The sequence below is a fragment of the Methylobacterium sp. JK268 genome, assembly GCF_054052225.1.
The window spans coordinates 179,845-205,975 of sequence record NZ_JBSVZN010000012.1; the positions used below are offsets into that span (position 1 = coordinate 179,845).

The window sequence follows — 26,131 nt, forward strand, 5'->3', positions numbered from 1 at the left end:
AATCGCCCCACCCGCGTATTAGTTTCGCCACACTGTAGTGGCCATGCATCAGGCATGTTCTTGTCGCGCCGCGTTCACGCTCCCGGGACTTCCCTCGCCGGCGTTCCGCCGGAAGCCGCCCCGCGGGGCCCGGGCCTGCTCGGGGCCCTGGTCGTCGGCGTGGCCCTGGCGCTGGCGCTCGCCACCTTCCTGATCCTGGTCGGCGCCACCGCGATCGCGCCCACCCACGACGTCGTCGTCGCCTTGCTGCTGGGCAACGTCGCCCTGGTGCTCGGCCTCGTCGTGGTGATCGCCTGGGAGGCGCGGGTCTTCCTGCGGGCGCGGCGGGCGAATGCCCGGGTGGCGCGGCTGCACACCCGCATCGTCGGGCTGTTCAGCCTCATCGCCACCCTGCCGACGATCCTGCTCGCCGTCGTCGCCTCCATCACCCTGGAGCGGGGTCTCTCGCCCTGGTTCTCGGACCGGATGCGCAACGTCGTGCTGATGTCCGTCGACGTCGCCGATGCCTACCTGACCAACCAGTGCCAGAGCCTCGCCCGCGAGGCCCGCATCCTCTCGGACGACCTCACCCGCGCGCGGCCCGCTTTCGAGGTCGAGCGCGCGTGGTTCGAGAGCTTCCTCACCGCCCGGGCGAGTTCCCTGGGGCTGCCGATCGCCCGCATCATGCGCTCGGCGGACGAGACCGTGGCGCGCGCCAACATCGACATCCTCAAGAACGCACCGCTGCCCTCCGCCACCGATTTCGAGGAGGCCGCCAAGTCGGCCGACCCGACCTGCCTGCTCCCGCGGGAGGGCCGCGTCTTCGGGGCGCTGATGAAGCTGCCCGCCTACGGGGATGCCTACCTGCTGATCGAGCGGGAGGTGACGCGACTCGCCGTCGAGTTCCCGGGCGTGTCGCGGGCCGCCGCGACCGAGTTCCTGACCATCGATGCCGGGCGCCGCAGCGTCCAGATCGCCTTCGCCAGCATGTTCGCGCTGATCGCCCTGATCGCGCTCCTCTCGGCGGTGTGGTTCGGGCTCAACTTCGCCAACCGGTTCGTGGCGCCGATCCGCCGCCTGATCAACGCCGCCGACCAGGTCGCCTCCGGCAACTTCTACGCCCAGGTGCCCTTCCGCAAGACGGAGGGCGACCTCCAGCACCTCGGCGAGAGCTTCAACAAGATGACCCAGGAGCTGCGCCGCCAGCATGACGGGCTGGTGGAGGCCAGCGACCAGATCGACCGCCGCCGCCGCTTCACCGAGGCGGTGCTCGCCGGCGTGCCGGCCGGCGTGCTCGGGGTCGATTCCAGCGGGATCATCACCATCGCGAACCCCTCGACCGAGCGGATGCTGGGGCTGCCCGCCGAGGCCCTGGTCGGCACGCCCCTGCGCCAGGCGGTGCCGGAACTCGCCGACCTCCTGGGCGACCCCGGCGAGGCGCGCCGCCCGCTCCAGCAGCAGATCCAGATCAGCCGCAACGGCCGCGAGCGCACCATCGACGTGCGGGTGACGAGCGAGCAGGCGCCGGGCATCGACCGGGGCTTCGTCGTCACCCTCGACGACATCACCGACCTCGTGACCGCCCAGCGCACCTCCGCCTGGGCGGACGTCGCCCGGCGCATCGCCCACGAGATCAAGAACCCGCTCACCCCCATCCAGCTCTCGGCCGAGCGCATCCGTCGCAAGTACGGCAAGGTCATCACCGCCGATAAGGACGTGTTCGAGCAGTGCACCGACACGATCGTGCGCCAGGTCGACGACATCAAGCGGATGGTCGACGAGTTCTCGTCGTTCGCCCGGATGCCCAAGCCGGCCATCGCCCGCAACGACCTGACCGAGATCGTGAAGCAGAACCTGTTCATGATGCGGGTGGCGCATCCCGACATGGACTTCGCGATCGAGGGCGAGGGCGGCCGGATCAGCGCCGCCTTCGACACCCGCCTCCTCGCCCAGGCGATCACCAACATCCTCAAGAACGCCGTCGAGGCGATTCAAGCGGTGCCGGAGGCGGAGCGCGGCCGAGGCCGCATCGCGGTGCGTCTCCGCGAGCAGGGGGAGGGAGTCGCGATCGAGATCACCGACAACGGCAAGGGCTTCCCGGCCGAAGGGCGCCAGCGCCTGCTCGAACCCTATATGACGACCCGCGAGGGGGGGACCGGCCTCGGGCTGGCGATCGTGAGCAAGGTGTTGGAAGAGCACGGCGGCGGCATCGACCTGGAGGACAATCCGGAGGGGCGCGGCGGCCAGGTGCGGATGCGCCTGCTGCGCGAGGTGCGGCGCGACGCTCCGGCGGCTTCCGGGCCGGCGGGTGGGCCCGTCGGCACCCGGGCGGGCGCGGCCTCGTGAGGTCCCATCCCGGCCGGGCGGGGTCCGGCCCCATCACCATGACGACACACAAGGGTGCGGCGCTGCAGCCGCGCATCCGCAGCGCGGGGAGGCCGTGACCGATGAGCACCGACATCCTGATCGTCGATGACGAGGCCGATATCCGCGACCTCGTGGCGGGCATCCTCGACGACGAGGGCCACCGCACCCGCACGGCCGGGTCCTCCGACGAGGCGCTGGCGGCGATCGAGCAGCGGCGGCCCCACCTCGTCTTCCTGGACATCTGGCTCCAGGGTTCGCGCCTCGACGGGCTCCAACTCCTCGACGTGATCATGGCCCAGGCGCCGGACCTGCCCGTCGTCATGATCTCGGGCCACGGCAACATCGAGACCGCGGTCTCGGCCATCAAGGCGGGCGCCTACGACTTCATCGAGAAGCCCTTCAAGGCGGACCGGCTGATCCTGGTGGCCGAGCGCGCCCTCGAAGCCTCGCGGCTCAAGCGCGAGGTGCGCGACCTCAAGGCCCGCTCAGGGCAGGCGAGCCGCATCGTCGGCGGCTCGGTCGCCGTCAACCAGCTCCGCCAGACCATCGAGCGGGTCGCGCCCACCAACGCCCGGGTGATGATCTCGGGAGCGCCGGGCTCGGGCAAGGAACTCTCGGCCCGCACGCTCCACGCCGCCTCCGGCCGGGCGAGCGGCCCCTTCGTGGTGATCAACGCGGCGACGATCACGCCCGAGACCATGGAGGCGGAGCTGTTCGGGGTCGAGGCCGCGGACGGGCGCCCGCGCCGGGTCGGGGCGCTGGAGGAGGCCCATGGCGGCACTCTCTACATCGACGAGGTCGCGGACATGCCCCGCGAGACCCAGAACCGCATCCTGCGCGTCCTCGTCGACCAGAACTTCCAGCGGGTCGGCGGCACCACGCGGGTCCACGTGGACGTGCGCATCATCTCCTCCTCCTCGCGCGACCTCGCCGAGGAGATCGCCGGCGGGCGCTTCCGCGAGGACCTGTTCCACCGCCTCAGCGTGGTGCCGATCCGGGTGCCGCCGCTCGCCGAGCGGCGCGAGGACGTGCCGGAACTGATCGGTTTCTTCATGGAGCAGATCTCCCTGGCGACCGGTCTGCCCCAGCGCCGGATCGCCGCCGACGCCATGGCGGTGCTGCAGTCGCACGACTGGCCTGGCAACGTCCGCCAGCTGCGCAACAACGTCGAGCGGCTGATGATCCTCACGCAGGGGGATCCCGAGACCGAGGTCACCACCGAGATGCTGCCGAGCGAGGTCGGCGCCCTCGTCCCCACCACCCCGAGCGGGGCCGGCGGCGAGAAGCTGATGAGCCTCGCGCTGCGCGAGGCCCGCGAGATCTTCGAGCGCGAGTACCTGATCGCCCAGATCGCCCGCTTCTCCGGCAACATCTCCCGCACCGCCGAGTTCATCGGCATGGAGCGCTCGGCCCTGCACCGGAAATTGAAGTCGCTCGGCATCGGCGCCTGACCGGGGCGGGCGCGGGAGCCGCGGCGCCATGGATTCAGGGCATGGTGGACGAACGGGGGGCGGTCCATGGAGGCCGCCCCTCTCGCATGCGTTGACCCGGATGCTCGCGATGCCTGTTTATGACGACAGTCGTCGCAGGAAGAGGCCCATGCGGGAGATCCAGCTGCGGGATGCCAAGGCAACCCTCTCGGCCGTCGTCGACGATGCCGTGCGCGGCGAGCCGAGCGTCATCACGCGCCACGGGCGACCGGCGGCGGTCGTCATCGGTTTCGCCGAATGGCAACGGCTCTCGACGGTGCCGAGTTTCGGGAAGCTTCTCGGCGCATCGGGCCTGCGCGACGGCGACCTGCCGGCCCGTGACGGGACCTCGCTGCGCGACATCGACCTCTGATGGACGTGCTCGACACGACCATCCTGTCGGAGGCGGCGCCCACGAAGGACCGGGCGCACACCTTCGCCGAACTCCGTGATGGGCTGGAGGCCGCCACGGATCACCTCTGGCTCTCGGTCGTGTCGGTGGCCGAGATCGCGGCCGGGGCCGAGGAAGCGGATCTCAGGGGCCACCGTCAGAAGGCGATCCGGCTCCGCGCATGGTTGGAGACGGCGGAACACCTGTACGGCAACCGCGTCCTCCCCCTGGATCGCGAGACCGCCCGTCTGGCGGGCAAGCTGTCCGCGCATGCGAAGATGTCGGGAGCTTCGCCGGGCTTCGCGGACGCGGCGATCGCGGCGACCGCCGAGGTGCATGGCCTTCGGCTGATGACGCGCAACACCAAGGACTTCATTCCACTCGGCGTCGCGTGCATCGATCCCGACCGGGACGGGCTGCCGCCGATCCCCGGAACGCTCGGCTCGGGCGGCGCACCGTCCGGGCGCTGAGCGGAACGACGCGGACAGAGTCGTTCCGCGCCCGCATTTGCGAATGCGATCCCGCCGGGACCTTGCTATGAGGACCTTGGCTGCCTCGGCCGGTTCCGCAGGACCGTTCCGTCGCGGCCGGTTGCCCCTTGCGCCGGAGCGAGCTTCGCCGTGTAATGGGCGCCAGGTCCGGGACCGCGCGGCGCGGTCCCCAACAAGCAACGAAGCGACCCGTCCACCGGAGCCGGCAGCGGGTTCACAAGGACAAGAAAAATGGCGGGCGAGCGCGCTCAGAATCTGCAGGACACGTTTCTCAACCACGTCCGCAAGAACAAGATCCCCCTCACGATCTTCCTGGTGAACGGGGTCAAGCTGCAGGGCGTCGTGACCTGGTTCGACAATTTCTGCGTGCTGCTGCGCCGGGACGGACACTCGCAGCTCGTGTACAAGCACGCGATCTCGACGATCATGCCCGGCCATCCGGTGCAGCTCTTCGAGCAGGGCGAGGAGGGCGCCGAGAAGCCCTGAGGCACGGCCGCGCGGGAGGCCGGCGGGCGAATCCCGCCGCCAACGGCTTGATCGCGGCCGCTCCTCATCCAATCTGTCACCGATCGCCGGGCAGCGGACAGGGCCGCCGGCCTGCGGCGGGCCCCTGGTTGAGATCGGTACTTCATGGAATCACGGAATCGGGGCGAGGCGCTGGGCGCCGACGCCCCGCGCGAGACCCTTCGCGAAACTCCCGGCGAAGTCCGGCTGCGGCAGCGGGCCGAGCCCGAGGGTGAGATCGCGGCCGCGACCCGCACCCTGGTGATCGGTCCCTATCCGGCCCGCCGCGGGGATGCCCGCGCGGTGGGGCGACCGCCCGAGGCGCGGCTCGACGAGGCGGTGGGTCTCGCGGCGGCCATCGATCTCGCGGTGGCCGACCGGCTGCTCCTTCCCGTCCAGGCGATCCGGCCCTCGACCTATCTGGGCAAGGGCCGCGTCGAGGAGATCGCCGGGCGCATCGCCGCCGAGGAGGTCCGCCTCGTGGTGATGGATTGCGCGCTCTCGCCGGTGCAGCAGCGCAACCTGGAGAAGGCCTGGGGCGTCAAGGTCATCGACCGGACCGGGCTGATCCTGGAGATCTTCGGCCGGCGCGCCTCGACCCGCGAGGGCACGCTGCAGGTCGAGCACGCGCATCTCGCCTATCAGCGAAGTCGCCTCGTCCGGTCCTGGACCCACCTGGAGCGCCAGCGCGGCGGCTTCGGCTTCCTGGGCGGTCCCGGCGAGACCCAGATCGAGGCCGACCGCCGCCTGATCCAGGAGCGCATGACCCGCATCGAGCGCGAGCTCGAGACCGTCACCCGCACCCGCGGCCTCCACCGGCAGAGCCGGCGCCGGGTGCCCTATCCGGTCGTGGCGCTGGTCGGCTACACGAATGCGGGCAAGTCGACCCTGTTCAACCGGCTGACCCGGGCCGAGGTGCGGGCCGAGGACATGCTGTTCGCAACCCTCGACCCCACCGCCCGGGCGATCAAGCTGCCACACGGCGAGACCGCGATCCTCTCCGACACGGTCGGCTTCATCTCGGACCTGCCGACCATGCTGATCGCCGCCTTCCGGGCGACCCTGGAGGACGTGATCGAGGCCGACATCCTGCTCCACGTTCGCGACATGGCCCACGAGGACGCCTCGGCCCAAGGGGAGGACGTGCAGGCGGTGCTCGCCGAACTCGGCATCGCCCCGGAGGCCGGCCGGATCATCGAGGTCTGGAACAAGGCCGACCTGCTCGCCCCCGACGAGCGCGAGCGCCTGCTCAACCTCAGCCGGCAGACCGGCACGCGGCCGGTCCTGATCTCGGCGCTGACCGGGGAGGGGACGGACGCGCTCCTCGCCCGCGTCGAGGCCCGCATCGCCGAGAGCCGCGCGAGCTTCGCCCTCGTCCTCGACCCCGCCGAGGGCGCGGCGCTGCACTGGCTCTACGAGAATGCCGAGGTGCTCGACCGCCGGGAGGATGCGGGCGGGCGGCTCCACCTGGTGGTGCGCCTCGCCCCCGAGAAGGAGTTGCGCTTCCTCCACCGCTTCGGCACCGCGCGCCGCCTGCGCGCCGCCGGCGAGGCGGCGCCGGCCTGAGATGGGACCGGGCGCGGTCCGCCCTGCCGCGTCGCGTCCGCGTGCGCCGCGACTCCTGGAAGGCGCCGCCCCTCTGCGCTATCCCGCCCTCTCCTCCCCGCCGGGCTGGCGTCCCGGCGGGCAACCGATCGCTCGGGCAGGCCGCGCCGGCGGCCGGTCTTCCGCGGGACAGGACCCATGCTGTTCGGATTGCACGTCCACGACGACTCGCACATCTCGCTCTGGATCGCCCCCGACGACCAGCGCGTCGTGCCACGGATCAAGCTCACCCTCGACGAGACCACGGCGGTGGTCACCGCCGACGTCCATGACGTCAACGTCAAGAACTGGGGCTGGCATTCCACTGGCCTGTGCGGCTTCGCCATCACCGAGGCCGCCTATGCGGGCATGGCGCAGGCCGGCACCCTCGAGATCCGCGACTACGAGACGAACATCCTGCTCTATCGCAAGAGCCGCCTCCTCGGTGCCACCCAGCGCCGTCTCTTCTTCCTCGATCACACCCTGGCGCAGTCGAACCCCCTGCGCGACCTGTTGTTTCCTCACTTCCAGATCTCGCATCTGACTCTCAGGAACCTGAGTCAGTCCGTTCTGAACTGCCTCATCGGCAATCCGTCCCTCACCTCTCAGCTGTGCTGCGGCGCAATCTGTTATCCTGCCTTTGAATCCTACTTCGTCGAGCAAAATTTTCTCAAGATATTTCTCGCACATGATCCGTATATCGAGTTGGCGAGCCGAATTTTGTGGTTGAGGAAAGCGTCCGAGCTCGCGCTCAGCACCACGAATCACTGGCAGATCGAGGAACTGCTCGATCCCTGCTACTTCGCCTCCTCGCTCGAACTCGACAAGCCGCCGCTGCTCAGGAAGGCGTTCAAGGCGCTCGACCCGAGCACCACCAAGTTCCTCTCGAATCCGATGACCCGGTATCTCGGCGCCCGGGACGACCGCGAATGGCTGCATCCCGGTCATTGGTCGACCGCGATCCAGAACCTGTCGCGGTTCGACATCGTCGGGCACGACGACTACCCGGAGGAATTCACCGCCTCGGTGCTGCAGGCCCTCGGGCTGCCGCCGCAATCGGCGCCGCGCCCGGTCGTCCCGGCTTCCGTCCGGGATCTCGCCGCGCAGCTGCGATCCCTCAAGGCCGTGATCCCGCTCGTCGAGATGGATCTCGACCTCAGCGACCGCATCCGCTCCCTCGTCGAGAAGTTCTGGAAGTAGGGGCGAGGCTCCGACCCGGCCCGACGTCGGTCCGGCCGCTTGGCCCCGGCCGGGAAGTTTGCCACAAGCCCGCGAGCCTGGAGGCGGCGGGAGAGGGCGGCGCGGACATGCTGAACGGCGAGGAGGCGCAGGCCCTCCTGGGAAGCACGGCGCGCTTCACCGCATCGCTCGCAGCCTCCTTCGGCTACGTCGAGGAGCGGCCGGTGACGCTGCGGCCGATCCAGCGGGCCCTGATCACGCCGGCCACCTTCCCGGAGCCCACGCGGTTCACGGGCGCCGTCTACGACGGCGACCTGCGCCTCGTGCCCTCGTCGCAGCGCCGCGACCCCGCGGCCCCGCAGCCGGCGGATGCCGAGATCCTGGAGGCGGGGGCACGGGAGGGCGCGCTCCATCTGCCGCGCGCGATCTACGGCGGCATTCTGTTCCTGGTCCTCGGGCATTTCCTGTTCGAGACGGCCGCGCGTCTCTGGGTCCAGGTCGATCTCGGCGGGCCGGCCGCGCCTCGGGATGCGCGCCTTCCGGTGGTGTTCCATCCCTGCGACGGGTTCGAGATGTGGGCCTTCCGGCACCACCCCTTCCTGGTGCGCAGTCTCGCCGCCCTCGGGGTCGATGAGGACAACCTCGTCCTGGCGACGCAGGCGATCTCGGTCGATCTGCTCTACTACCCCGAGACGTTGTCCATCTACCACGAATACGTCCACCCCCTGATGGCCCGGGTGCTCGACCACATCGGCGACCGGCTGGAGGAGGAGGGACGCTTCGCCCGCCTGCGGCCGCGCCGGGCGCCATCGTGCCGGCGGGTCTTCCTCTCCCGCGCCCGCTGGACCCTGAACGTCCGCATCGACAACGAGGCCGAGATCGAGGAGGTCTTCCGCGCGCAGGGCTTCACGATCCTGCATCCCGAGGAGATGACGCCGCGGGCCGTCGTGCGGGCGATGCGGGAGGCGGAGTACCTCGCGTCGAGCGACGGGTCGCACGCCCATCTGGCGGCCTTCGCGCGGCCCGGCACCCGCTGCCTCCACCTCGACACCCGGCCGGTCCCGACCCAGGCGGCGATCGAGCGCCTGCGCGGCCTGCGTGCCGTGCACGTCCCGCTCTTCGAGAATCCTGCCGGCCTGTGGGACGCGTCGAGTCGGCGCGTCGACCCCGCGAAGCTCGCCTCCCTGCTGGCGCTCCTCCTCGCCGAGGTCCCGGGGGAGACCTCCGGTTGACTCGCGCCCAAGGGGGGCGGAGGGCATCTCGTCCGACATCCGGTCGATCGCGTCATGATGCGGATGTCGCCTGCGCTCACGCGTGCGGAGGCACGCGTCCCGCTCGGGCCGGCTGATCGGCCACCCGCTGCGATCAAGCGGATGGCGTATCGCACCCCATCTGCGCGGATCGGCTTCGCCCGTCGGGCGCGGTCTCCGCCTATTGCGAGCGGCGGCTGAACGAGATCGCGTAGGACTGCACGCGGGCGTCGATCAGCGGGTCGTCCGAGACCTCGATCCCGTCCGGCAGCGCGTTCGGCATGAACAGCAGCGCCTTCTGGGCCTCGTCGCTGTTGGGCACCGCCTTGGTCAGGGTCAGGGTCCCCATCTCGACGAGGCGCCGGTCCTCTGGCCAGGGCTGCGAGGCGTCCTTGGTGGAATCGCCGGGATTCGCGAGCTGGGCCAGCACCCGGAACCGCACCGGCTCCTTGACGAGGCGCGCCGGGATCTCGCTCATCAGGAAGTTCGGGTCGCGCTTGGCCGCCTCCGCTTCGTCCAGGTACTCGGTGCCCTCGACCGGGACGAAGCGGTACCGGAAGGGCGTGCGCTTGCCGGCCGCATCCACGAACACGAAGGCGTTGACCCCGTTATAGACCTGCCGGGCGAGGCTCGTCGGGGTTCCGATCACCGCGCCCGCCTGGCCCGCCGCCGGATGCGTCGCCACGAAGGTCTCGATCGGGGTCGGGTGGGGCGCGTCCTTGCCGCTCGCCTGGGCGGCCTTGAGCAGCGCCAGGAACTCCTCGGGCGTCGCCACGGGGAAGAACTTCAGCGAGTTCACCACCACGTCCATGTCGCCGCCCTCGGCGAGGGCGAATTTCAGCGCCAGGCCGTGGGGCTTGGCGTCCGCGTCCCCGTCCGGGATGGTCGGCACGCCCGTCGCGTCCGAGAAGCGCGCCGTCACGGGCACGGCCGGGCCGGCGAAGACCGAGGCCTTGCTCAGGGTGGCGGCGTCCCGGCTCGGCGTGAAGGAGCCCTGCACCACGACGCCCTTGGCGTGGTTGGCGCGGTAGCCCGCGTGCTTGCCGAACAGACCGTTCATCACGTCGATGAGCTGCTCGGGAACCGGCGCGTCTTCCGCGCGGGCGAGTTGCACGGTGCCGAGCATCAGCCCGAGGCCGGTGGCGAGCGCGCGCCCGATCTTGTCGTACGCCATGTCCATCACCTTCGGTTGCGGCCGTTCCAGCTTGCGACCGGGGCGACCATGGCCCGGTCCGATGCCGCTGCGCAAGACCGATTGTGCTCAATCTTTCGCGCGGTCGGGTCGGTTCCCGGCCGGGGAGGATCCGGGGAGGGGAGGGGTCCGCTCCGCTTGCTTCACCGCCGCCCACGCCTCCTCCATGGCGGCGAGCCCGGCCTTCGGGAGAGATCGGCCTCCGGTCAGGAGGCAGGCCTCCATGGCCTCGAAGCGGCGCTGGAACTTCGCGTTCGCCCGCCGCAACGCCTCCTCGGGATCGACCTGGGCGTGCCGGGCGAGGTTGGCCACCGCGAAGAGCAGGTCGCCGATCTCCTCCGCGAGCGCCTCTGGGTGCCCCTGCCCCAGAGCCTCGGCCACCTCGTCGGTCTCCTCGCGGATCTTCGCCAGGACCTGCGCGGCGTCGGGCCAATCGAACCCGACCGCGGCGGCCTTGCGGGAGATCTTCTCGGCCCGGGTCAGGGCGGGCAGCGCCAGAGGCACCCCATCGAGCGTCCCCTGCGGGGTCTCGTTCTTGCGGGCGCGCTCCTGCGCCTTGATGCGCTCCCACTGCGCTCCCACTGCCGCCGGGTCGAGGTCGCGGGCTTCGCCAAAGATGTGGGGATGGCGTCTCACCATCTTGTCGGCGATGGCGGTCGCCACATCGTCGAACGCGAAGGCCCCCTCCTCCTCGGCGAGCCGGGACTGGAACACGACCTGGAACAGGAGGTCGCCGAGTTCGTCGCGCAGATCCTCGCTGTCGCCCCGCTCCACGGCATCGGCCACCTCGTAGGCCTCCTCGATCGTGTGAGGGACGATCGACGCGAAGGTCTGCGCCAGGTCCCACGGGCAGCCGGTCTCCGGATCGCGCAGGCGCGCCATGATCGCAAGGAGTCGCTCGATCGGAGTCGTGGTCATGCCGGGGCTCGCGGGCTGGCGCGCCGCAACGGCGCGGGTTCCCCCGGCTCATAGGCGCCCACGCCGCGGGGCGGAAGGCGCGCCAGGATCTCCTCGGAGTGGAATATTCCTTTTATTCTGAGACCGCCGCTCCCGCTCCCGCCGGTCCGGTCGGCTTGCATCCTTTGCATGCCTTCGTTCTTCAAATCGAACAAGTCATCGGTCCTATACGAAGTCCTATCGGACTCACGGTTTCAGAGAGTCAGTTCTGTGAATTATATGGAGAGGCGAATTTCCATTTTACGGCAATGGTTTGACCCGGTATCGCGCATCGCATTCTGCGCGTTCCCGCATGGAAGTCTGCGCGGATGCGTATCGGACTCTGCGCGGATCGGGCCTCATCGCGCATGGGATTCTGCGCGACCGCGCATGGGATTCGGCGGGGGGCCGGTGCCAAGCGCCTCGGAATCCGGCCGGTTTCGGGACCCGGGGGCGTATCGAACTCTGCGCGGGCGCGAAACCTCCGGATCCGGGCGTATGAGACTCTGCGCACCGGGCGGGCCGGAGCCCACCGGCGATCCTCCGCCAGTCCACCGGGTCGACGACGGATCGTCCCCAGACTCCTCCCCAGCCTGTCCACCGACGATCGGCCCCGTCCGGCCAGGTCATCGGGGCATTCGGAAGGGCGCACCGATCCGGGGCCGAGGACGCGGGCCTGCAGGGATCTGGGGACGACTCGCCCGAATCTTGGGATAACCCCGGCCTCCCCCGAGACTCCGCGGCAGCCGAACCGGCAATCAGGCGTTTGGCCGATGCGGTGCGGGCGGCGCCGCCGGCGGGTGTGGGGATCATGAGCGTCGAGGCCAAGATCGCGTCCATCCGCGACGCCGACCTCAAGGCGGAGCTCGAGGCGGCCCGCGGCGGCTTCCTGTTCGCGGTGATCGCCGAGACGATCGCGCACCGCCAGGCCCAGCGCGACGCGGAGCGTGCGGAGGCGGATCGCGCCGCCGAGGCCCGGGCCGGCATGGGCCGCGACCAGCGCCGCCGCGACGCGGTGCGGCTGGTGATCGAGACCGAGCCGGTCGGGCCGGAGAACATCCAGCACATCCACTCGGTGCTGGCGCTCTGCGGCCTGCCCTACCGCGACCCGGGCGAGACCCGGGAGTTCTTCCGCGAGTACGGGCGCAACACGCTGAGCATCCTGGCCGGCCGCATCAAGAACCCGGTGAGCGGCCAGATGGAGCTGCAGGGCCTGCCCTACGGCCCCAAGGCGCGCCTCGTCCTCCTCCACCTCTGCACCGAGGCGGTGCGGCAGCGCAGCCCCACCATCGAGGTGGCCGACAGCCTCTCGGGCTTCATGCGCGAGATGGGCTTCGCGGTGACCGGCGGTGAGCGCGGGACCATCCGGCAGTTCAAGGAGCAGCTCAATCGCCTCGCCGCCTGCACCCTGCAGATCGGCCTCTGGGACGGGCAGTCGCGCTCCTCGACCCTGACCATGCCGCCCTTCCGCAAGCTCGACCTCTGGCGGCCGGAGGGGCAGGGCGTAGCCTGGTCGAAGACCGTGCAGTTCCACCAGGATTTCTACGAGAACCTCGTCAAGCACGCGCTGCCCGTCGACATCCGGGCCGCCCGGGCCTTCGCGGGCTCGGCGCGCAAGCTCGACCTGCTGTTCTGGGTCGGCTACCGCCTGCGCGCCCTGCAGCGGCCGCTGCGCCTGTCCTGGGACAGCCTCCACAAGCAGTTCGGGGGCGAGAACGGCGCCCTGCGCAGCTTCCGCCAGGCCTTCCGGGCCGACGTGGCGCATCTCTGCGAGGTCTTCCCGAAGCTGCCGATCAGCCTCGACGAGGCTGGGATGCAACTCCAACCGGCCGATCCCGGCGCGCTGCTGGTGCCCCCCAAGCCCGCCCGGAAGAAGGCCGCCGCCGGCTGAAACCCCCCTCGGCGGCGGAGGGTGGCCTGCGGAACAGGCGCAGCGGGACGTCCGACCCGCCGAGAGGGGCGGGCGCCCTTCCCCCGCCTCAGACATCTCCGGCGTTGCGGTTCCCGTTTCTCGCGGAGGAGGGGGCGTTTACGGAATAATTCCGCCTTGCGGGATGCCGTGGAAAATGTAATATTCTTTGTCGGCATCGACGCGGCGAATAGGAATATTCCCAGGCAAGACCATGATCCTGTCGGAATCGGAGGCGCGGGCGCGCCTGGAGGAGCTGCGGGGGCAGCGCGCCGCCCTCGACCGCGCCATCGCCGAGCTCGAACTCTACCTGGAACTCGGCCGCCGCCTGACGGGGGATCCGGTGGCCGCCCCGGCGCCCGCTTCCCCTCCGGCGGTTCAGGCCACGCCGAGCCCGCCGTCAGCTCCGCCCGCCGTCGGCCGGCCGGAGGGCCGCCGGATCATCGAGGCGGCCTTCGCGGTGCTCGCCGAGGCCGGGCGGCCGATGCACGCGGCCGAGATCTGGGAGGCGCTGGCGGCGCGGGGCCTCGCCCTGCCGGGCCACGATCCCGTGGCGGCCCTCAACACCCGCCTGTGGAAGCGCGCTCAGGGCAAGACGGCCCTGCGCCGCCTCGGCGACGGAGTCTACGCGCTCGACGCGGCCGGGTGAGGCGCCTCAGCGCGCGAGCCCGAAGCGCCGCCAATGCTGCGCGTGGACCGTGCTGATGATCCCCGAGGCCCAGACCAAGCGCCGGTCGGGCATCAGGGGCGCGTTGTGGCTCTCCAGGTGGAAGCTGCCCCGCCGCGAGCCGCGCAGGATCTTCTTCAGGAAGCGGTTGCCGTCCTGGGTGGCGACGGCCGCGTAGCAGCCGACCAGCCGCTCCGGTGCCTCGCCGCCCTGCGCGCACAGCACGATGTCGTCGGGCTCGTATTTCGGGTGCATCGAACTCCCGGCCACCCGGAAGGCGATCGTCCCGGCCGGGACCGGGAAGGGCACGGTGACCTCGAACAGGTTGCCGCTGGGGTCCGGCTGCTCGTCCCCGGTGGCGATCGTCCCGCCCGCGCTGATCACGCCGCGCACCCCCACCAGCTGCGCCCCATCGCCCCGCGCCTCGGGGGCCTCGTCGTTCCCGAACAGCAGGCCCTGGGCGGTCACCTCCACCCCGTCGCGGCGGAACCGCGCCGCGTAGCGCTCCGCGTCGTCCTGCCCGATCGTGCGCGTGCCCGCCTCGTGCGCCCGGTAGCTGCTCTCCGGCCAGCCGTTGCGCAGCGCGGCGTCGCGGGCCGAGCGGTAGCCCGCCGCCAGCCGCGCGAGGCGCAGGCGCTCCCCCTGGTCGATCCGGATCCGGCTCTCATTCATGCTGTCCACACCCTTGAGTGGGAAATCGCCACTTCACGTGTTGATCGCCGTCATTACATCATGTAGCCATTCTCCAGGCAAGCGGCCCGCCTTCGCGCGCCCGCCGCCCGCTCTTCCCCAACGGCAGGAGATGCCTCATGACCCGGCGCCGATCCGCGTCGCGCGCCCGCCTGCGCGCGCAGCCTCCCGCCCCCGCCGCACCGGGACGGGCTTCCCTCGCGCGGGGCGTCCGGGTAGGGAGCCCGCATGAAGGCCGCCCTGATCGTGCTCTGGACCCTCGCCGCGGGCGTGCTGCTGTTCCTGATGGTGCGCCGCCGGATCGACCAGGCGCTGCGGGACCTCGACCGGACCCCGACCGACGGGACGCGGGACGACGCGGAGACGCCCTGACGGGTGATCGCCGGAGGTGGGTATGAGCGGCGCGACGAAGAAGCGCCGCATCGCCCGCCGCCGCCGGGCCGCACTCGCCCACGCACGGCCATCCGAGGCGCGGCCGGAGGCGATCCGCCGCCGGCGTCGTCGGGTGCGTCCCCCGCGCGTGCTGATCGATCCCGCCCGGGTCTGGCTCGTTGCGCGCACCCATCCGCGCTGGTCCGCGCGCTTCGCCCGCGACCTCGCCGAGGCGGGTCTCGCGAGCTTCGAGCCCCGCGAGGAGGTGGAGCGCGTCGAGCGAACCGGGCGCCGGCACCGCGTGTCGGTTCCGCTCCTGCGCCACCTCGTCTTCCTGGGGCTGCGGGACGATGCGGATCTCGCCCGCGCGGAGGCGCATCCGGGCTTCGCGGGCCTGCTCCACCGGGACGGCCGGCCCGTCACGGTGCCGGCGAGCGCCCTGCAGGTCTTCGCGGACGCGCTGGGCGGATACGGCCGGGACGGAGAGGACACCGTGGTAGAGGACCTGCTCCTCGCGCTCGGCGCCGCCGTGCGCGTGACGGAGGGACCGCTCGCGCCGCTGACCGGCACCATCGAGGCGGTCGACCCGGCGCGCCGCCGCTACCGGGTCGCGGTCTCGCTCTTCGGCCGTGTCACGCCGGTCGTCCTCGGGGCGGATCAGGTCGAGCCGGGCTGAGACCGGCGGTCATCGGAAATGCCCGCCGGTCTCAGCCAGCGACGATCACGAGCGCGCGGGCAGGAGCCGCGCCACGGCGGCGCAGGCGGTGCGGCAAGCCCGCATCGTAGGCCGCGCAGTCGCCCGGCCCGAGGACGAGAAGGCGGTCCGCCACCGCGAGGTCGATCTCGCCCTCCAGCACGTAGAGAAGCTCCTGGCCGCCATGGCTCGGCAGGTCCCGGGTCAGGAAGGCCTCCCCGGGCTCCACGACGTAGAGGGACGCGGCCCGTCCGGGCGCGGCCGGCAGCAGCGCCTGGACCGCGTAGGCGCCGTCCCGCACCTCGGCGCGGTCGGCCCGGCGCACCACCACGACGTCACCCTCGCCCGCTGTTTCCCCGAACAGCTCCGCCATCGGCGCACCGAGCACCCCGGCGAGCGCCTCCAGGGTCGCCAAGGAGGGCGCCTTCTGGCCGCGCTCGATCCGCGACAGGTGTCCCTTGTGCACCCCCACCGCCGCCGCCAGTGCCTCCACGGTCAGGCCCCGGCGGCGGCGTAGGGCGCGGATGCGCTGCGCCAGAACCGACATCGCCCAACCCTGCCGCTTGCCCGGCGGTCAGGCAACTGCTAGGCAATCTGGACAACATGTTGTCCAGATTGCCAAGGGCCGAGAGGAAGCCGGCATGGCCGCACGCACCGCACTGGTGGTCCGTCACGTGGCGTTCGAGGATCTCGGGGCCTTCGCGGATCCCCTGGCCGGGGCCGGCTACGCCATGTCCTTGCACGAGGCCGGCCTCGCCCCGTTCCCGGCCGAGGAGGCCCGCACCGCCGATCTGCTGATCGTGCTCGGGGGACCGATCGGGGCCTGCGACACCGAGGCCTACCCGTTCCTGGCGGCGACGCATGCGGGGGTGGGCCAGCGGCTCGCGGCCGGCCTGCCGGTGCTGGGCATCTGTCTGGGCGCCCAGATCATGGCCGCGGCGCTCGGAGCCCGCGTGGCGCCCGGCCCGGCCCGGGAGATCGGCTGGGCGCCCGTCACCCTCACCCCGGAGGGCCGGACCGGTCCCCTGAGGCATCTCGACGGTGTCCCGGTCCTGCACTGGCACGGCGACGTCTTCGCGATCCCTCCGGAAGGCATGCGGCTCGCCGCGACGGCGCTCTGCCCGAACCAGGCCTTCGCGATCGGCCGCCACGCCCTCGGGCTCCAGTTCCACCCGGAGGCGGACGGGCAGGACTTCGAGCGCTGGCTGATCGGCCACGCCGCCGAGATCGCCGCGACGCCGGGCCTCTCGGTCGCGACCCTGCGCGAAGAAGCGCGCCGCTTCGGCCCGGCCGCCGGGGAGGCGGGCCGGCGCTGCCTTGCGGAATGGCTCAGCGGCCTCGCCGGGACGGACGGTCATCCGGAGGAGGAGCCGTGACGGCGATCCCCCTCGACGCCGTCCTGGTCGGGCGCTGCGCTCCCCTCGGCCCGGCGGGCGTCCCGAGCGGAATCGCCAAGCAGCCGGTCACGCACCCGGTGGCGGTCGGTCCCCTCGGCCTCGACGGGGACGAACAGGGCGACCGCCGCCATCATGGCGGCCCCGAGAAGGCCGTGCACCACTATCCGGGCGACCATCATTACGCCACGTGGCGCCGCGAACTCCCGGGCCCGCCGCCGGTCCTGGAGGCGCCGGGCGCCTTCGGGGAGAATCTCGCGACCCACGGCCTCACCGAGGCGACGGTCTGCCTCGGCGACCTCTGGCGGGCAGGCACGGCGCTGCTCCAGGTCTCACAGGCCCGTCAGCCCTGCTGGAAGCTCGATCACCGCTTCGCCGTGCCCGGCATGGCGCGCCGGGTCCAGGCGAGCGGCCGGACGGGCTGGTACTACCGCGTCGTCGCGCCCGGCCGGGTTGGACCGGGCGACACCCTGGCCTTGGTGGAGCGCCCGCTGCCGGACTGGCCGCTGACGCGGCTCCTGCGCGCGCTCTACGTCGACCGCCTGGACCGGACGGCCCTCGCCGAGATCGCCGGTCTCACCCTGCTCGCGCCCTCCTGGCGCAGCCTCGCGGCGCGGCGGCTGGAGCACGGCCGGGTGGAGGACTGGACGGCCCGCCTCGACGGGAATCCGTAACGGCAACCGAAAAGAACATTTGACGAACAAAACGGGATCGGCTACCAAGGGTGCAGGTTATCCAGGTCTGCGGCCTGCCCTCGAGGACAGTGGCCGCTCGACTGCCCCGGGACGCGGTCACGCGCGCCGGGGATGTGTCCCTGGACCCGGCCCACGGCATCACCGAGGCGCCGGGGGGCTCGTGCCTTCCGGACGAACCCCGCCGGGAACGCGACGCGCATGACATCGAGATCCTTCGACTGGGCGGCGATCAGGGCCGCGTGGTGCGCGGGCGAATCCGCCCACGCCCTGGCGCAGCGCTTCGGCGTCGCGCACAGCACCATCCTGAGGCGCGTGCGCCGGGAGACCTGGCTGCGGAGCCTGCCGCGCGTCACTGCGGCGCGGCCCGACCAGGACCGCGTGCTGGCCGCCCACCGGGTCGTCATCCAGCAGGGCCAGGTGCTGACGCTGCGCCTCCTGGAGGAGGTGCAGGCGGCTTGTGCGCAACTCGACGCCCTCGCGGACGAGCCGGGACCCGAGCGCGCCGCGGCGCTGGCCAAGCGCAGCGCGGCGCTCCGCGACCTCGCCCAGGCGGCCCGCCTGTGGATCGCCCTCGAACGCCAGGCCTGGGGCCTGAAGGACCAGCCGGGTGACGACGCGCCGCGACACGACCTCGACGCCGCCCTCGCGTGCCTCGCGCCCGGGGACCGCGCCGAACTCCGGCGCATCGCCGAGATCGCTGCTGGCCGACCCGCCGGCCCTGTTGCGGAGCCTCGACCGGATCGAGGCTGAGGAGAGCCTGATCGGCTTCCTGCGCCGGGCCTGGGCGACCGTCGAACCCGGCACCCCCTACTGCCACGGCTGGCCGATCGAGGCGATCTGCGCGCATCTGGAGGCGGTGAGCCGCGGCGAGATCACCCGGCTCCTCATCAACGTACCGCCCGGCCTGTCGAAGAGTCTCTGCGTCGGCGTGTTCTGGCCGGCCTGGGAATGGGGACCGGCGAACCGGCCGTCCCTGCGCACGCTCGCGGTCTCGCACCGCCGGGCGCTCGCCGTCCGGGACAACCTGCGCACCCGCCGCCTCGTGACCTCGCCCTGGTACCGCGCCCTCTGGGGGGACCGCGTCCGCCTGCGCCGCGACCAGAACCGCAAGGAGCGCTTCGAGACCGAGGCGGGGGGCCTGCGCGAGGCGCTGGCGGCCGGCGCCATCACGGGTGCCCGCGGCGACCGCGTCGTCCTGGACGATCCCCTCTCGGCCGAGGACGCCAATTCCGAGCGCGTCCGGGAGACGGTCGGGCGCTGGTTCCTCGAAGCCGTGCCGACCCGCCTCAACGACCCCGCCCGCTCCGCCATCGTGGTGATCATGCAGCGCCTGCACGAACGCGACCTCTCCGGCCTGATCCTGTCCCGGGACCTCGGCTACGAGCACCTGATGCTGCCGATGGAGTTCGAGGCGGAGCGGGCCTGCGCCACCCGGATCGGCTTTCGCGACCCGCGCCGGGAGGAGGGGGACCTCCTGTTCCCGGCCCGCTTCCCCCGGGCGGTGGTGGAGCGCGACAAGGCCGTGATGGGCGCCTATGCCAGCGCCGGCCAGTTCCAGCAGCGCCCCGCCCCCCGCGAGGGCGGCCTGTTCCGGCGCCACTGGTTCACCCCCGTGCGGGCGCTCCCCGCCGGCTGCCGGCTGGTGCGGGCTTGGGACCTCGCCGCGAGCCTGCCGCGGCCCGGCCGCAGCCCCGCCTACACAGCCGGGGTCAAGCTCGCGCGGGCGCCGGACGGCACCTTCATCGTGACGGATGTCCGCCGCGCGCAACTCACCCCGGGTGGGGTCGTGCGCCTGATCCGCGCCACTGCGGCCGAGGACGGGCCCGCCTGCCGCATCGCCCTGCCGCAGGATCCCGGTCAGGCCGGCAAGGCCCAGGCCCAGGACCTCATCCGCGGGCTCGCCGGCTTCGACGCCCGCGCCACCCCCGAGAGCGGCGACAAGCTCACCCGCGCCACCCCGGTCTCGGCCCAGGCCGAGGCCGGCAACCTCCACCTCCTCGACGGGGCCTGGAACGCGGCCTTCCTCGACGAGGTCGCGTCCTTCCCCAACGGCGCCCATCTCGACCAGGTCGACGCCCTCTCGCGGGCCTTCCTGACCCTGAACGGGCCGGGCCGCCCCTACGGCATGCTGGAGGTGCTCTGATGTGGCTCGCCGATCGCCTCGCCCACCTCGTCACCGGCCTCGGCGGCCCCCGCGACAAGGGCGCGGGCCACCGCCACGTCCACGTGCCGCGGTCGCGCCAGGACCTCGACGCCGCCTACCGGGACAACTGGCTTGCCCGCAAGATCGTCGACATCGTGCCCTTCGACATGCTGCGCGAGTGGCGGGCCTGGCAGGCCGCCCCCGCGGAGGTCGCTGCCCTCGAGGCCGCCGAGACCCGGCTGCGCCTGCGCGAGTGCCTACTCAAGGCCCTGCGCCTCGCCCGGCTGCACGGCGGCGCCGCGCTCCTGATCGGCGACGGCGCCCAGGACCCGTCCCGGCCGCTGCACCCCGAGACGGTGGGGCGCGGAGGCCTGCGCTACCTCCACGTCCTCTCTCGCGACGCCCTGCAGGCGGGGGCGGTCTCGACCGACCCGCTCTCGCCCTGGTTCGGCGAGCCGGCCGCCTACACCCTGCCCGGCGGGCAGGTCGTGCATCCCTCGCGGATCGTCCGGCTGATCGGCGCCGCCCTGCCGGTCGACACCGGAGAGGCCTTCGGCGACAGCGTGTTGCAGGCCCTCCTCGACGCGGTCGACCAAGCCACCGCGGCCGCCGCCCACATCGCCGCCATGCTGCCCGAGGCCAAGCAGGACGTGATCTCGGTGCCGGGCCTGTCCCAGGCGCTCGCCAGCGAGGAGGGCACCCGCCGCCTCACCGAGCGCTTCGGCTACGCCGCCGCCATGAAGTCGATGTTCGGCCTGCTGCTCCTGGAGGGCGACGGCCGCTCGCCCGAGGGCGAGCGCTACCAGCAGAAGCAGCTCTCCTTCGCGGGACTGCCCGAGGTCGCCCGGCTCTTCCTCCAGACCGCGGCCGGCGCCGCCGACATCCCGGTGACCCGGCTGCTCGGCCAGTCGCCCGCCGGGCTGGACGCCACGGGCGATTCCGACCTGCGCAACTACTACGACCACGTCGCCGCCCGCCAGGCCGTGGAACTGACGCCGGCGCTAGCGCGCCTCGACGCGCTCCTGCTGCGCGACGCGCTCGGACGGAGCGCCCCGGAGGTCTGGTACGCGTGGCGCCCGCTCCTGCGGGACTCCGAGCGCGAGAAGGCCGAGATCGGCCGCCTGCGCGCCGAGACCGCCGCGACGCTCGCCCGCGAGGCCCTGGCGCCCCGGGACGTGCTCGCCGCCGGCGTCGAGGGCTGGCTCGTCAATGCCGACCTGTTCCCGGGCATCGAGGCCGCGTACCGCGCCGCGCGGTAGAGAGGCGGTCGGGTTTGCTCCGGCCTGTGCTCAGTCGATCTGAATATCAATCCCCGGTGATGGCCATAACCTCCGCTCCTCATGCTGAGGCGCGAGCTTGAGCGAGCCTCGAAGCACAGCAGAACGATCTGTCCGAGATCACTTTGTCTTGGGTCAACGCTCTGCGGTGCTTCGAGGCCTACTTCGCGGGCAGCTCAGCATGAGGAATGGCGCGTTCTCCACGAACGTACAGCCGGGGCTCTGCTCCGAATCCACCAGCGAGACCACATCCATGCAGATCTTCGACACCGTCACCCTCGGCCCCCCGGCCGGGATCGCCGACGCGCGCGTCCTGCGGGGCGGCGCCCGGGTCGTCGAGGCCCGCGCCGCCCGGGCCGGCAACGTGCAGGTCTACGAGGGCGCCGAATTGGAGCGGCCCGGCCACGGACCCGTGCGGGTCTACCGCGACCCCGAGGAGATCTTCCGGGCCGAATCCCTCGCGAGCTTCGCCCACAAGCCCGTCACCCTCGACCACCCGCCCGAGGCGGTCACGCCCGCGACCTGGCGGGCGGTCGCCCGGGGGCATGTCGGCGGCGAGGTGCTGCGCGACGGCGACTTCGTGCGCATCCCGCTGCTGCTGGCCGATGCCGAGATCATCGCGGCCGTCGAGGCCGGGACCCGCGAGATCTCGGTCGGCTACACCTGCGCCCTCGACTGGAAAGCCGGCACCACCCCGGCCGGCGAAGCCTACGACGCCCGCCAGACCGGGATCGTCGTCGACCACGTCGCGATCGTGGCGCGGGGCCGCGCCGGGCCGGAATGCCGGCTGGGCGACGCGGCGGCTTTGCGCCGGGCCCTCGCGGAACGGGAGCGCGAACTCGCGGCCCTGCGGGCGCCCGGTGCCCTCGACGCCCTGGCGGAGGCCCGCGCCGGCCTCCTCGCGGCCGCCCGCCGCCTGCTGGGCGATGCCTTCGACCCCGCCGGCCTCGACGCTCCGGCGATCCGCCGCGCCGCCGTCGCGGCCCGCCTGGGCGAGGCCGCCGCCGCCATGGACGAGGCCGAGATCGCCGGCGCCTTCCGGGCGCTCACCGCCCTGAGCCCCGATTCCTCACCCGATCCTCTGCGCGCGGCGCTCGCCCGCCCCGCCGATGCCCTCACCCCGGCGGCCTCCCACGCCGCCATGGTCGAGACCCTCCGCCACGCCTGGAGACAAGGAGCCCGCTGATGCCCGTCCAGACCACCTATTCCCCGCTTCCCGCCGCCGGCTACGAGGGCATGGTCGCCTTCGAGGAGCCGAGCCTCACGGTCAGCCGCATCGTCGAGACCGCGGGCGGCATCGGCTTCGGCAAGCCCGCCTTCCAGGGCACCCGCGACGACGGGATCGTCACGCAGGGCGGCGCCTTCCGGGGCGTGACGCTCGCCGACCGCAACGTCAGCCCCCGCAACGGCGGCGACCTCTTCGCCCAGGGCGACACCGTTCCGGTGATGATCAAGGGCACGGTCTTCGTCGCCGTCGCGGGGACGGTCGCGGCCGGCAATGCCGCCTACCTCACCCCGGCCGGGACCTTCACGGCCGCCGCCAGCGGCAACGTCCCGATCCCCAACGCCCTGTTCGATTCCTCCGCCCCGGCGGGCGGGATCGCGCGCCTGCGCCTCAACTGAAGGGTCTCTCCATGACCGCCGCCCTCGTCACCGACGCGCCCCGCGCCCTCGCCTTCCTGGTGAGCCAGCAAGCCTATATCGAGCCCGAGGTCTACCGGGTGCAGTACCCGGCGATCCGCTACCTGCGGCTGATCCCGGTCGATACCGGCGCTCCCGAATGGGTGCCGACCGTGACCTACTTCTCCTCCGACCGGGTCGGCCAGGCGGGCTGGCTGCACGGCGCCGCCGCGGACGTGCCCAAGGCCGAGGTGCTGCGCCGCCAGACCGAGACCACGGTCGCCATGGCGGGGATCGGCTACGGCTACGACCTGGAGGAACTGGGCAAGGCCCAGCTCATCGGCATGAATCTCGGCACCGAGAAGGCCGAGGCCGCGCGGCTCGCCTCGGAGGAGTTCATCGACCGAATCGCGCTTTTCGGCGACGCGGCGAAGGGCTTCTCCGGCCTCCTCACCCACCCGGCGGTGACCACCGGCACCGCCGCCGCCACCGGCGAGGGCAGCGCCACCGCCTTCGCCCACAAGAGCGCCGAGCAGATCCTCGCGGACGTCAACGGCCAGCTCGTCGGCCTCTTCACCGCCTCCCAGACCGTCGAGATCGCCGACACCGTGCTGCTGCCCTACGAGCAGATGCTGGCGCTGGGTCTGCGCCGCATCGATGCGGTCACCCCCGTCACCATCCTCGACTGGATCCGCCGCCACAACGTCTACACGCTGGAGACCGGCCAGGACCTCACGATCCTGGGCGTGCGCGGCCTGGAGAGTGCCGGCACCGGCGGCACCGCCCGCATGGTCGCCTATCGCCGCGACCCCTCGGTGCTGAAGCTCTGGCTGCCGATGCCTTTCCGGTTCTTCCCGGCTTGGCAGAGCGGCCCCTGGCGCTTCGAGGTGCCGGGCGCCTTCCGCCTCGGCGGGCTCGACATCCGCCGGCCGGGCGCCTTCCGCTATCTCGACGGGATCTGACGCGATGGTGCAGGTGACGAACCGCGCCCGCGGCGCGCGGCTGTTCTGGGTGCGCGGCGAGGCCGCGCCCCGCCGCCTCGGCCCCGGCGAGAGCGCCGACCTCGACCTCCTCGATCCCCACGACCCGCTGCTGCGGGCCTGGATGCGGGCGGGCGAGGTCGAGATCGCGGCGGAGCCGGGCTCCGCGGGAGAGCGCAGCGCCGCCCCGGAGCGCCCCCCGCGTCGGCTCCGCGGCGCCGGCCCCGGGGGGACGTGAGATGACGGATCCGACTCCCACCGACCTCAAGGCCCGCTTCCCGGCCTTCGCGTCCGTGCCGGACGCGGCCCTGGCGGGCGCCCTGGCGGAGGCGCGGGCGCGCATCGACGCTGGGACGGGGGGCGACCTCGCCCGCCTGCTCTACGCCGCCCACGTCCTCACCCTCGACGGGTTCGGCGGAGCGGAGGGGGCGTGGCAGCGGGCGGGCCGCCCGCTTCTCCTGCGCAGCGGCACCCTGGAGGTCCGCCGCCGGGACGACGGCCCCGATCCCTCGGACAGCCTCGGCGAGACCTCGTACGGGCGGCGCCTGCGCGACCTCCTCGGCCACCTCTCGCCCGGCATCGCGGTGGTGTGATGGACCTCCTCGACGCGCTCGCGGCCCTCCTCGGGGTCGCGGCCGACCCCCTGTTCGGCGACGGCATTCTGCACCGGGCGGACGCGGCGGGCGGCTTCGCGGATGTCCCGATCCGCTGCCGCACCGAGAGCCTCGACGCGGGCGAGGAGGGCGGCCTGCCGGGCCGGCGCCTCACCCTGACGGTGCTGCTCGCGGGCCTCGATCCGGCCCCGACCTGCGACGACGAGGTCAGCGTGCCGGACGGCCGCTGGCGGATCGTCGCCGTCGCCCGCGACCCCGCCGGCAGCCACTGCGTCCTGCAGGCAAGGCCGGCGCAGTAAGGGGCTGCCGTCTCCCCATCCTCCCCTTTTCCGGACGACGGAATCGAAGTGGAAGGAGATCCGGAAACCAGCACAAGACTCCGCGAAGCGTCCGTTCCTTGCCCTGTTGCTGGCATTCGGAGCCGCTGCGCGGCTCAGTCTCTGCGCGGGATCCCGGATCTCCTTCCGCTGACGCTGCTCTCGTGCAGGCCCGAACGGGCCCGGAAGGGGGAACGGACAAGGCACCCTCCGCAGCGATCGGACCTCCATGACGACCCGTATCCGCCGGCTCCCTCACCTGAGGAGCCGCCTCGCGCTCCTCCGGCGTGCCGGCCGCGCCCGCGCGCAGGATCGCCTCGCCGCCGCCGCAGCGGCGATCCACGCGGACCTGCCCGACGATGTCGCGGCCACCGAGACCCCGACGCCCTCCGGCCTCGCCGTGACCCTGCGGGCGCCAGACCTCGTCGCCCGGGAACTCGGCACCGCCGCCGCTCCGGCCCGGCCGGTAGTCGCTCCCGTCCTCGCCGGCCTCGCGCGGCCATCCCGCACCCCGGACCCGGAGCCCTGACATGGCGAGCCTCGATCTCGGCGAACCCCTCGGCCACGCGGTCCTTGCCCGCCTCGCCGCCGATCCCGATCTCCACGCTCTCGTCCACGGCCGCGTGCGCGACTACGTGCGGGCGGCCGAGGACTGGCCCTTCCTGCGCCTCGATCCCGTCGAGACCAGCCCCTACGAGGCGGAAGGATGGGTCGGCTGCACCGGCCGCATCACCCTCCACGCCTTCGCCCGCGGCGAGCGCGGCATCGCCGCCATCCAGCGCCTCGCGGCCGCCACCGTCGCGGCCCTCGACGAGGCCGACCTCGTCCTGTCCCGCGGCACGCTGCTGTGGATCGCCCACGAGCGCAGCCTCTACGTGCCCGAACCCCAGGGCCCCGCCTCCTGGCACGCGGTCCTGCGCTTCTCCGCCGTCGCCGCCGCCTGACCCCCAGACCGGGAGAATCCCCCATGACCGAAGCCGCCACGCTGCCCTTCTCGGGCGTCTCCGTGAAGCTCGAGAGCCTGACGCAGGCCGGGAGCTTCGAGGCCCCGGTCGGGCTCACGGAGCGCTCCGTCACCTTCACCAAGGAGACGAACAGCGTCGCCGTCCCGGATGCCGTCGACGAGGATGCGGCGCCCTTCGTGGCCCGCGACGTGGTCTCCAAATCCGTGTCAATCGCCGGCAAGGGCGTGATGGCCCGCCAGAGCCTCGGCCGCTGGCGCGCCGCCTTCGAGGCGGACGCTCCCGTGCGGGCCCGGGTCGACGTCGCGGGCGCCGCGTCCGGCGGGGCCGGGCGCTGGGAGGGGAGTTTCCACCTCACGAGCTTCGAGATCGGGGCGATCCGCGGCGAGCGCTGCACCGTGACGGTCGCCCTGCAATCGAGCGGCCCGGTGCCGTTCACCGCCGCGTCCTGAGGC

General features: G+C 72.5%; 30 protein-coding genes. 26 read left to right on the forward strand and 4 right to left on the reverse strand.

Annotation, left to right across the window (positions count from 1 at the left end; translation table 11 throughout):
* Nucleotides 1–54 precede the first annotated feature (54 nt).
* The 8 genes from ACW9J6_RS15420 to ACW9J6_RS15455 all read left to right on the forward strand — a co-directional run bounded on the left by ACW9J6_RS15420 (nucleotide 55) and on the right by ACW9J6_RS15455 (nucleotide 9,196).
* Entirely contained in the window at nucleotides 55–2,325 is a 2,271-nt protein-coding gene (locus ACW9J6_RS15420) for an ATP-binding protein (RefSeq protein ID WP_457117363.1), read from the forward strand.
* Between the two features lie 101 nt (nucleotides 2,326–2,426).
* Complete coding sequence (ntrX, locus tag ACW9J6_RS15425; protein WP_457117364.1) at nucleotides 2,427–3,797, forward strand: nitrogen assimilation response regulator NtrX; 1,371 nt, start codon at nucleotides 2,427–2,429, stop codon at nucleotides 3,795–3,797.
* A 148-nt stretch (nucleotides 3,798–3,945) separates the two neighbouring features.
* A complete protein-coding gene (locus ACW9J6_RS15430; protein ID WP_457117365.1) occupies nucleotides 3,946–4,188 on the forward strand; it encodes a type II toxin-antitoxin system Phd/YefM family antitoxin in 243 nt (80 codons plus the stop codon).
* Nucleotides 4,188–4,676: a PIN domain-containing protein gene (locus ACW9J6_RS15435; protein WP_457117366.1), complete on the forward strand. Its 489-nt coding sequence runs from the start codon at nucleotides 4,188–4,190 to the stop codon at nucleotides 4,674–4,676. The genes ACW9J6_RS15430 and ACW9J6_RS15435 overlap by 1 nt, the downstream gene beginning before the upstream one ends.
* A 252-nt stretch (nucleotides 4,677–4,928) precedes the next feature.
* Nucleotides 4,929–5,183, forward strand: a complete 255-nt coding sequence (hfq, locus tag ACW9J6_RS15440) for an RNA chaperone Hfq (protein WP_203158300.1) — start codon at nucleotides 4,929–4,931, stop codon at nucleotides 5,181–5,183.
* Between the two features lie 144 nt (nucleotides 5,184–5,327).
* Nucleotides 5,328–6,767, forward strand: coding sequence for a GTPase HflX (hflX, locus tag ACW9J6_RS15445; protein WP_457117367.1), 1,440 nt, complete (start codon nucleotides 5,328–5,330; stop codon nucleotides 6,765–6,767).
* A 177-nt stretch (nucleotides 6,768–6,944) separates the two neighbouring features.
* The gene (locus tag ACW9J6_RS15450; protein ID WP_457117368.1) at nucleotides 6,945–7,985 is read left to right on the forward strand and encodes a hypothetical protein; all 1,041 of its coding nucleotides are present in this window, start codon (nucleotides 6,945–6,947) and stop codon (nucleotides 7,983–7,985) included.
* 107 nt (nucleotides 7,986–8,092) lie between these two features.
* Nucleotides 8,093–9,196, forward strand: coding sequence for a glycosyltransferase family 61 protein (locus ACW9J6_RS15455; protein ID WP_457117369.1), 1,104 nt, complete (start codon nucleotides 8,093–8,095; stop codon nucleotides 9,194–9,196).
* 199 nt (nucleotides 9,197–9,395) lie between these two features.
* Here the strand turns inward: ACW9J6_RS15455 and ACW9J6_RS15460 are convergent, their stop codons facing one another.
* Both ACW9J6_RS15460 and mazG read right to left on the reverse strand, forming a co-directional pair.
* A complete protein-coding gene (locus ACW9J6_RS15460) occupies nucleotides 9,396–10,388 on the reverse strand; it encodes a catalase family peroxidase (protein ID WP_457117370.1) in 993 nt (330 codons plus the stop codon).
* A gap of 87 nt (nucleotides 10,389–10,475) precedes the next feature.
* On the reverse strand, nucleotides 10,476–11,324 hold the full coding sequence (mazG, locus tag ACW9J6_RS15465; RefSeq protein WP_457117371.1) for a nucleoside triphosphate pyrophosphohydrolase: 849 nt from the start codon (nucleotides 11,322–11,324) through the stop codon (nucleotides 10,476–10,478).
* A gap of 829 nt (nucleotides 11,325–12,153) precedes the next feature.
* Between mazG and ACW9J6_RS15470 the strand changes: the two genes are divergently transcribed.
* Nucleotides 12,154–13,233: a replication protein RepA gene (locus ACW9J6_RS15470; protein WP_457117372.1), complete on the forward strand. Its 1,080-nt coding sequence runs from the start codon at nucleotides 12,154–12,156 to the stop codon at nucleotides 13,231–13,233.
* Between the two features lie 232 nt (nucleotides 13,234–13,465).
* Nucleotides 13,466–13,900: a winged helix-turn-helix domain-containing protein gene (locus tag ACW9J6_RS15475; protein ID WP_457117373.1), complete on the forward strand. Its 435-nt coding sequence runs from the start codon at nucleotides 13,466–13,468 to the stop codon at nucleotides 13,898–13,900.
* 6 nt (nucleotides 13,901–13,906) lie between these two features.
* Here the strand turns inward: ACW9J6_RS15475 and ACW9J6_RS15480 are convergent, their stop codons facing one another.
* Nucleotides 13,907–14,590 carry a S24 family peptidase gene (locus ACW9J6_RS15480; RefSeq protein ID WP_457117374.1) on the reverse strand — a complete coding sequence of 228 codons (684 nt, stop codon included), beginning with the start codon at nucleotides 14,588–14,590 and terminating at the stop codon, nucleotides 13,907–13,909.
* A gap of 246 nt (nucleotides 14,591–14,836) precedes the next feature.
* On the opposite strand from ACW9J6_RS15480, the gene ACW9J6_RS15485 reads away from it, so the two are divergent.
* Both ACW9J6_RS15485 and nusG read left to right on the forward strand, forming a co-directional pair.
* Complete coding sequence (locus ACW9J6_RS15485; RefSeq protein ID WP_457117375.1) at nucleotides 14,837–14,980, forward strand: hypothetical protein; 144 nt, start codon at nucleotides 14,837–14,839, stop codon at nucleotides 14,978–14,980.
* A 22-nt stretch (nucleotides 14,981–15,002) separates the two neighbouring features.
* Nucleotides 15,003–15,656 (forward strand): transcription termination/antitermination protein NusG, encoded by a 654-nt coding sequence (nusG, locus tag ACW9J6_RS15490; protein WP_457117376.1) that lies wholly within the window; start codon nucleotides 15,003–15,005, stop codon nucleotides 15,654–15,656.
* A 31-nt stretch (nucleotides 15,657–15,687) separates the two neighbouring features.
* Here the strand turns inward: nusG and ACW9J6_RS15495 are convergent, their stop codons facing one another.
* A complete protein-coding gene (locus tag ACW9J6_RS15495; protein WP_457117377.1) occupies nucleotides 15,688–16,221 on the reverse strand; it encodes a helix-turn-helix domain-containing protein in 534 nt (177 codons plus the stop codon).
* Nucleotides 16,222–16,315: 94 nt separating this feature from the next.
* Here ACW9J6_RS15495 and ACW9J6_RS15500 point away from each other — a divergent pair, with 94 nt between their 5' ends.
* The 14 genes from ACW9J6_RS15500 (at nucleotide 16,316) to ACW9J6_RS15565 (ending at nucleotide 26,128) form a co-directional block, all read left to right on the forward strand.
* Nucleotides 16,316–17,050: a glutamine amidotransferase gene (locus tag ACW9J6_RS15500; protein ID WP_457117378.1), complete on the forward strand. Its 735-nt coding sequence runs from the start codon at nucleotides 16,316–16,318 to the stop codon at nucleotides 17,048–17,050.
* On the forward strand, nucleotides 16,999–17,742 hold the full coding sequence (locus ACW9J6_RS15505) for an MOSC domain-containing protein (RefSeq protein WP_457117379.1): 744 nt from the start codon (nucleotides 16,999–17,001) through the stop codon (nucleotides 17,740–17,742). Before ACW9J6_RS15500 ends, ACW9J6_RS15505 begins: the two co-directional genes overlap by 52 nt.
* Before the next feature lie 219 nt (nucleotides 17,743–17,961).
* Nucleotides 17,962–18,513 (forward strand): helix-turn-helix domain-containing protein, encoded by a 552-nt coding sequence (locus tag ACW9J6_RS15510; protein WP_457117380.1) that lies wholly within the window; start codon nucleotides 17,962–17,964, stop codon nucleotides 18,511–18,513.
* Nucleotides 18,485–19,906, forward strand: a complete 1,422-nt coding sequence (gene terL / locus ACW9J6_RS15515; RefSeq protein WP_457117381.1) for a phage terminase large subunit — start codon at nucleotides 18,485–18,487, stop codon at nucleotides 19,904–19,906. Before ACW9J6_RS15510 ends, terL begins: the two co-directional genes overlap by 29 nt.
* Nucleotides 19,906–21,165 carry a DUF1073 domain-containing protein gene (locus ACW9J6_RS15520; protein WP_457117382.1) on the forward strand — a complete coding sequence of 420 codons (1,260 nt, stop codon included), beginning with the start codon at nucleotides 19,906–19,908 and terminating at the stop codon, nucleotides 21,163–21,165. The genes terL and ACW9J6_RS15520 overlap by 1 nt, the downstream gene beginning before the upstream one ends.
* 271 nt (nucleotides 21,166–21,436) lie before the next feature.
* A complete protein-coding gene (locus ACW9J6_RS15525) occupies nucleotides 21,437–22,369 on the forward strand; it encodes a DUF2213 domain-containing protein (RefSeq protein ID WP_457117383.1) in 933 nt (310 codons plus the stop codon).
* On the forward strand, nucleotides 22,369–22,806 hold the full coding sequence (locus ACW9J6_RS15530) for a structural cement protein Gp24 (protein WP_457117384.1): 438 nt from the start codon (nucleotides 22,369–22,371) through the stop codon (nucleotides 22,804–22,806). The genes ACW9J6_RS15525 and ACW9J6_RS15530 overlap by 1 nt, the downstream gene beginning before the upstream one ends.
* Nucleotides 22,807–22,817: 11 nt before the next feature.
* Nucleotides 22,818–23,765 (forward strand): DUF2184 domain-containing protein, encoded by a 948-nt coding sequence (locus ACW9J6_RS15535; protein WP_457117385.1) that lies wholly within the window; start codon nucleotides 22,818–22,820, stop codon nucleotides 23,763–23,765.
* A gap of 4 nt (nucleotides 23,766–23,769) precedes the next feature.
* Entirely contained in the window at nucleotides 23,770–24,021 is a 252-nt protein-coding gene (locus ACW9J6_RS15540) for a hypothetical protein (RefSeq protein ID WP_457117386.1), read from the forward strand.
* Nucleotide 24,022: 1 nt separating this feature from the next.
* A complete protein-coding gene (locus ACW9J6_RS15545) occupies nucleotides 24,023–24,376 on the forward strand; it encodes a DUF4054 domain-containing protein (protein WP_457117387.1) in 354 nt (117 codons plus the stop codon).
* Nucleotides 24,376–24,696 carry a hypothetical protein gene (locus tag ACW9J6_RS15550; protein WP_457117388.1) on the forward strand — a complete coding sequence of 107 codons (321 nt, stop codon included), beginning with the start codon at nucleotides 24,376–24,378 and terminating at the stop codon, nucleotides 24,694–24,696. Before ACW9J6_RS15545 ends, ACW9J6_RS15550 begins: the two co-directional genes overlap by 1 nt.
* 247 nt (nucleotides 24,697–24,943) lie before the next feature.
* Nucleotides 24,944–25,243: a hypothetical protein gene (locus ACW9J6_RS15555; RefSeq protein ID WP_457117389.1), complete on the forward strand. Its 300-nt coding sequence runs from the start codon at nucleotides 24,944–24,946 to the stop codon at nucleotides 25,241–25,243.
* A gap of 1 nt (nucleotide 25,244) precedes the next feature.
* The gene (locus tag ACW9J6_RS15560; RefSeq protein WP_457117390.1) at nucleotides 25,245–25,658 is read left to right on the forward strand and encodes a DUF3168 domain-containing protein; all 414 of its coding nucleotides are present in this window, start codon (nucleotides 25,245–25,247) and stop codon (nucleotides 25,656–25,658) included.
* 23 nt (nucleotides 25,659–25,681) lie between these two features.
* Nucleotides 25,682–26,128, forward strand: coding sequence for a phage tail tube protein (locus ACW9J6_RS15565; RefSeq protein ID WP_457117391.1), 447 nt, complete (start codon nucleotides 25,682–25,684; stop codon nucleotides 26,126–26,128).
* Nucleotides 26,129–26,131 lie beyond the last annotated feature (3 nt).

Coding starts and splice junctions, on each gene's coding strand:
- ACW9J6_RS15535 (WP_457117385.1), top strand. CDS start 22,818: ATGACCGCCGCCCTCGTCACCGACGCGCCCCGCGCCCTCGCCTTCCTG.
- ACW9J6_RS15510 (WP_457117380.1), top strand. CDS start 17,962: ATGACATCGAGATCCTTCGACTGGGCGGCGATCAGGGCCGCGTGGTGC.
- ACW9J6_RS15565 (WP_457117391.1), top strand. CDS start 25,682: ATGACCGAAGCCGCCACGCTGCCCTTCTCGGGCGTCTCCGTGAAGCTC.
- ACW9J6_RS15455 (WP_457117369.1), top strand. CDS start 8,093: ATGCTGAACGGCGAGGAGGCGCAGGCCCTCCTGGGAAGCACGGCGCGC.
- ACW9J6_RS15480 (WP_457117374.1), bottom strand. CDS start 14,590: ATGAATGAGAGCCGGATCCGGATCGACCAGGGGGAGCGCCTGCGCCTC.
- ACW9J6_RS15495 (WP_457117377.1), bottom strand. CDS start 16,221: ATGTCGGTTCTGGCGCAGCGCATCCGCGCCCTACGCCGCCGCCGGGGC.
- ACW9J6_RS15500 (WP_457117378.1), top strand. CDS start 16,316: ATGGCCGCACGCACCGCACTGGTGGTCCGTCACGTGGCGTTCGAGGAT.
- ACW9J6_RS15545 (WP_457117387.1), top strand. CDS start 24,023: ATGACGGATCCGACTCCCACCGACCTCAAGGCCCGCTTCCCGGCCTTC.
- ACW9J6_RS15520 (WP_457117382.1), top strand. CDS start 19,906: ATGTGGCTCGCCGATCGCCTCGCCCACCTCGTCACCGGCCTCGGCGGC.
- ACW9J6_RS15450 (WP_457117368.1), top strand. CDS start 6,945: ATGCTGTTCGGATTGCACGTCCACGACGACTCGCACATCTCGCTCTGG.
- hfq (WP_203158300.1), top strand. CDS start 4,929: ATGGCGGGCGAGCGCGCTCAGAATCTGCAGGACACGTTTCTCAACCAC.
- ACW9J6_RS15505 (WP_457117379.1), top strand. CDS start 16,999: ATGGCTCAGCGGCCTCGCCGGGACGGACGGTCATCCGGAGGAGGAGCC.
- mazG (WP_457117371.1), bottom strand. CDS start 11,324: ATGACCACGACTCCGATCGAGCGACTCCTTGCGATCATGGCGCGCCTG.
- ACW9J6_RS15475 (WP_457117373.1), top strand. CDS start 13,466: ATGATCCTGTCGGAATCGGAGGCGCGGGCGCGCCTGGAGGAGCTGCGG.
- ACW9J6_RS15550 (WP_457117388.1), top strand. CDS start 24,376: ATGGACCTCCTCGACGCGCTCGCGGCCCTCCTCGGGGTCGCGGCCGAC.
- ACW9J6_RS15430 (WP_457117365.1), top strand. CDS start 3,946: ATGCGGGAGATCCAGCTGCGGGATGCCAAGGCAACCCTCTCGGCCGTC.
- ACW9J6_RS15420 (WP_457117363.1), top strand. CDS start 55: ATGTTCTTGTCGCGCCGCGTTCACGCTCCCGGGACTTCCCTCGCCGGC.
- ACW9J6_RS15560 (WP_457117390.1), top strand. CDS start 25,245: ATGGCGAGCCTCGATCTCGGCGAACCCCTCGGCCACGCGGTCCTTGCC.
- ntrX (WP_457117364.1), top strand. CDS start 2,427: ATGAGCACCGACATCCTGATCGTCGATGACGAGGCCGATATCCGCGAC.
- nusG (WP_457117376.1), top strand. CDS start 15,003: ATGAGCGGCGCGACGAAGAAGCGCCGCATCGCCCGCCGCCGCCGGGCC.
- ACW9J6_RS15555 (WP_457117389.1), top strand. CDS start 24,944: ATGACGACCCGTATCCGCCGGCTCCCTCACCTGAGGAGCCGCCTCGCG.
- ACW9J6_RS15460 (WP_457117370.1), bottom strand. CDS start 10,388: ATGGCGTACGACAAGATCGGGCGCGCGCTCGCCACCGGCCTCGGGCTG.
- ACW9J6_RS15485 (WP_457117375.1), top strand. CDS start 14,837: ATGAAGGCCGCCCTGATCGTGCTCTGGACCCTCGCCGCGGGCGTGCTG.
- ACW9J6_RS15470 (WP_457117372.1), top strand. CDS start 12,154: ATGAGCGTCGAGGCCAAGATCGCGTCCATCCGCGACGCCGACCTCAAG.
- hflX (WP_457117367.1), top strand. CDS start 5,328: ATGGAATCACGGAATCGGGGCGAGGCGCTGGGCGCCGACGCCCCGCGC.
- ACW9J6_RS15530 (WP_457117384.1), top strand. CDS start 22,369: ATGCCCGTCCAGACCACCTATTCCCCGCTTCCCGCCGCCGGCTACGAG.
- ACW9J6_RS15525 (WP_457117383.1), top strand. CDS start 21,437: ATGCAGATCTTCGACACCGTCACCCTCGGCCCCCCGGCCGGGATCGCC.
- ACW9J6_RS15540 (WP_457117386.1), top strand. CDS start 23,770: ATGGTGCAGGTGACGAACCGCGCCCGCGGCGCGCGGCTGTTCTGGGTG.
- ACW9J6_RS15435 (WP_457117366.1), top strand. CDS start 4,188: ATGGACGTGCTCGACACGACCATCCTGTCGGAGGCGGCGCCCACGAAG.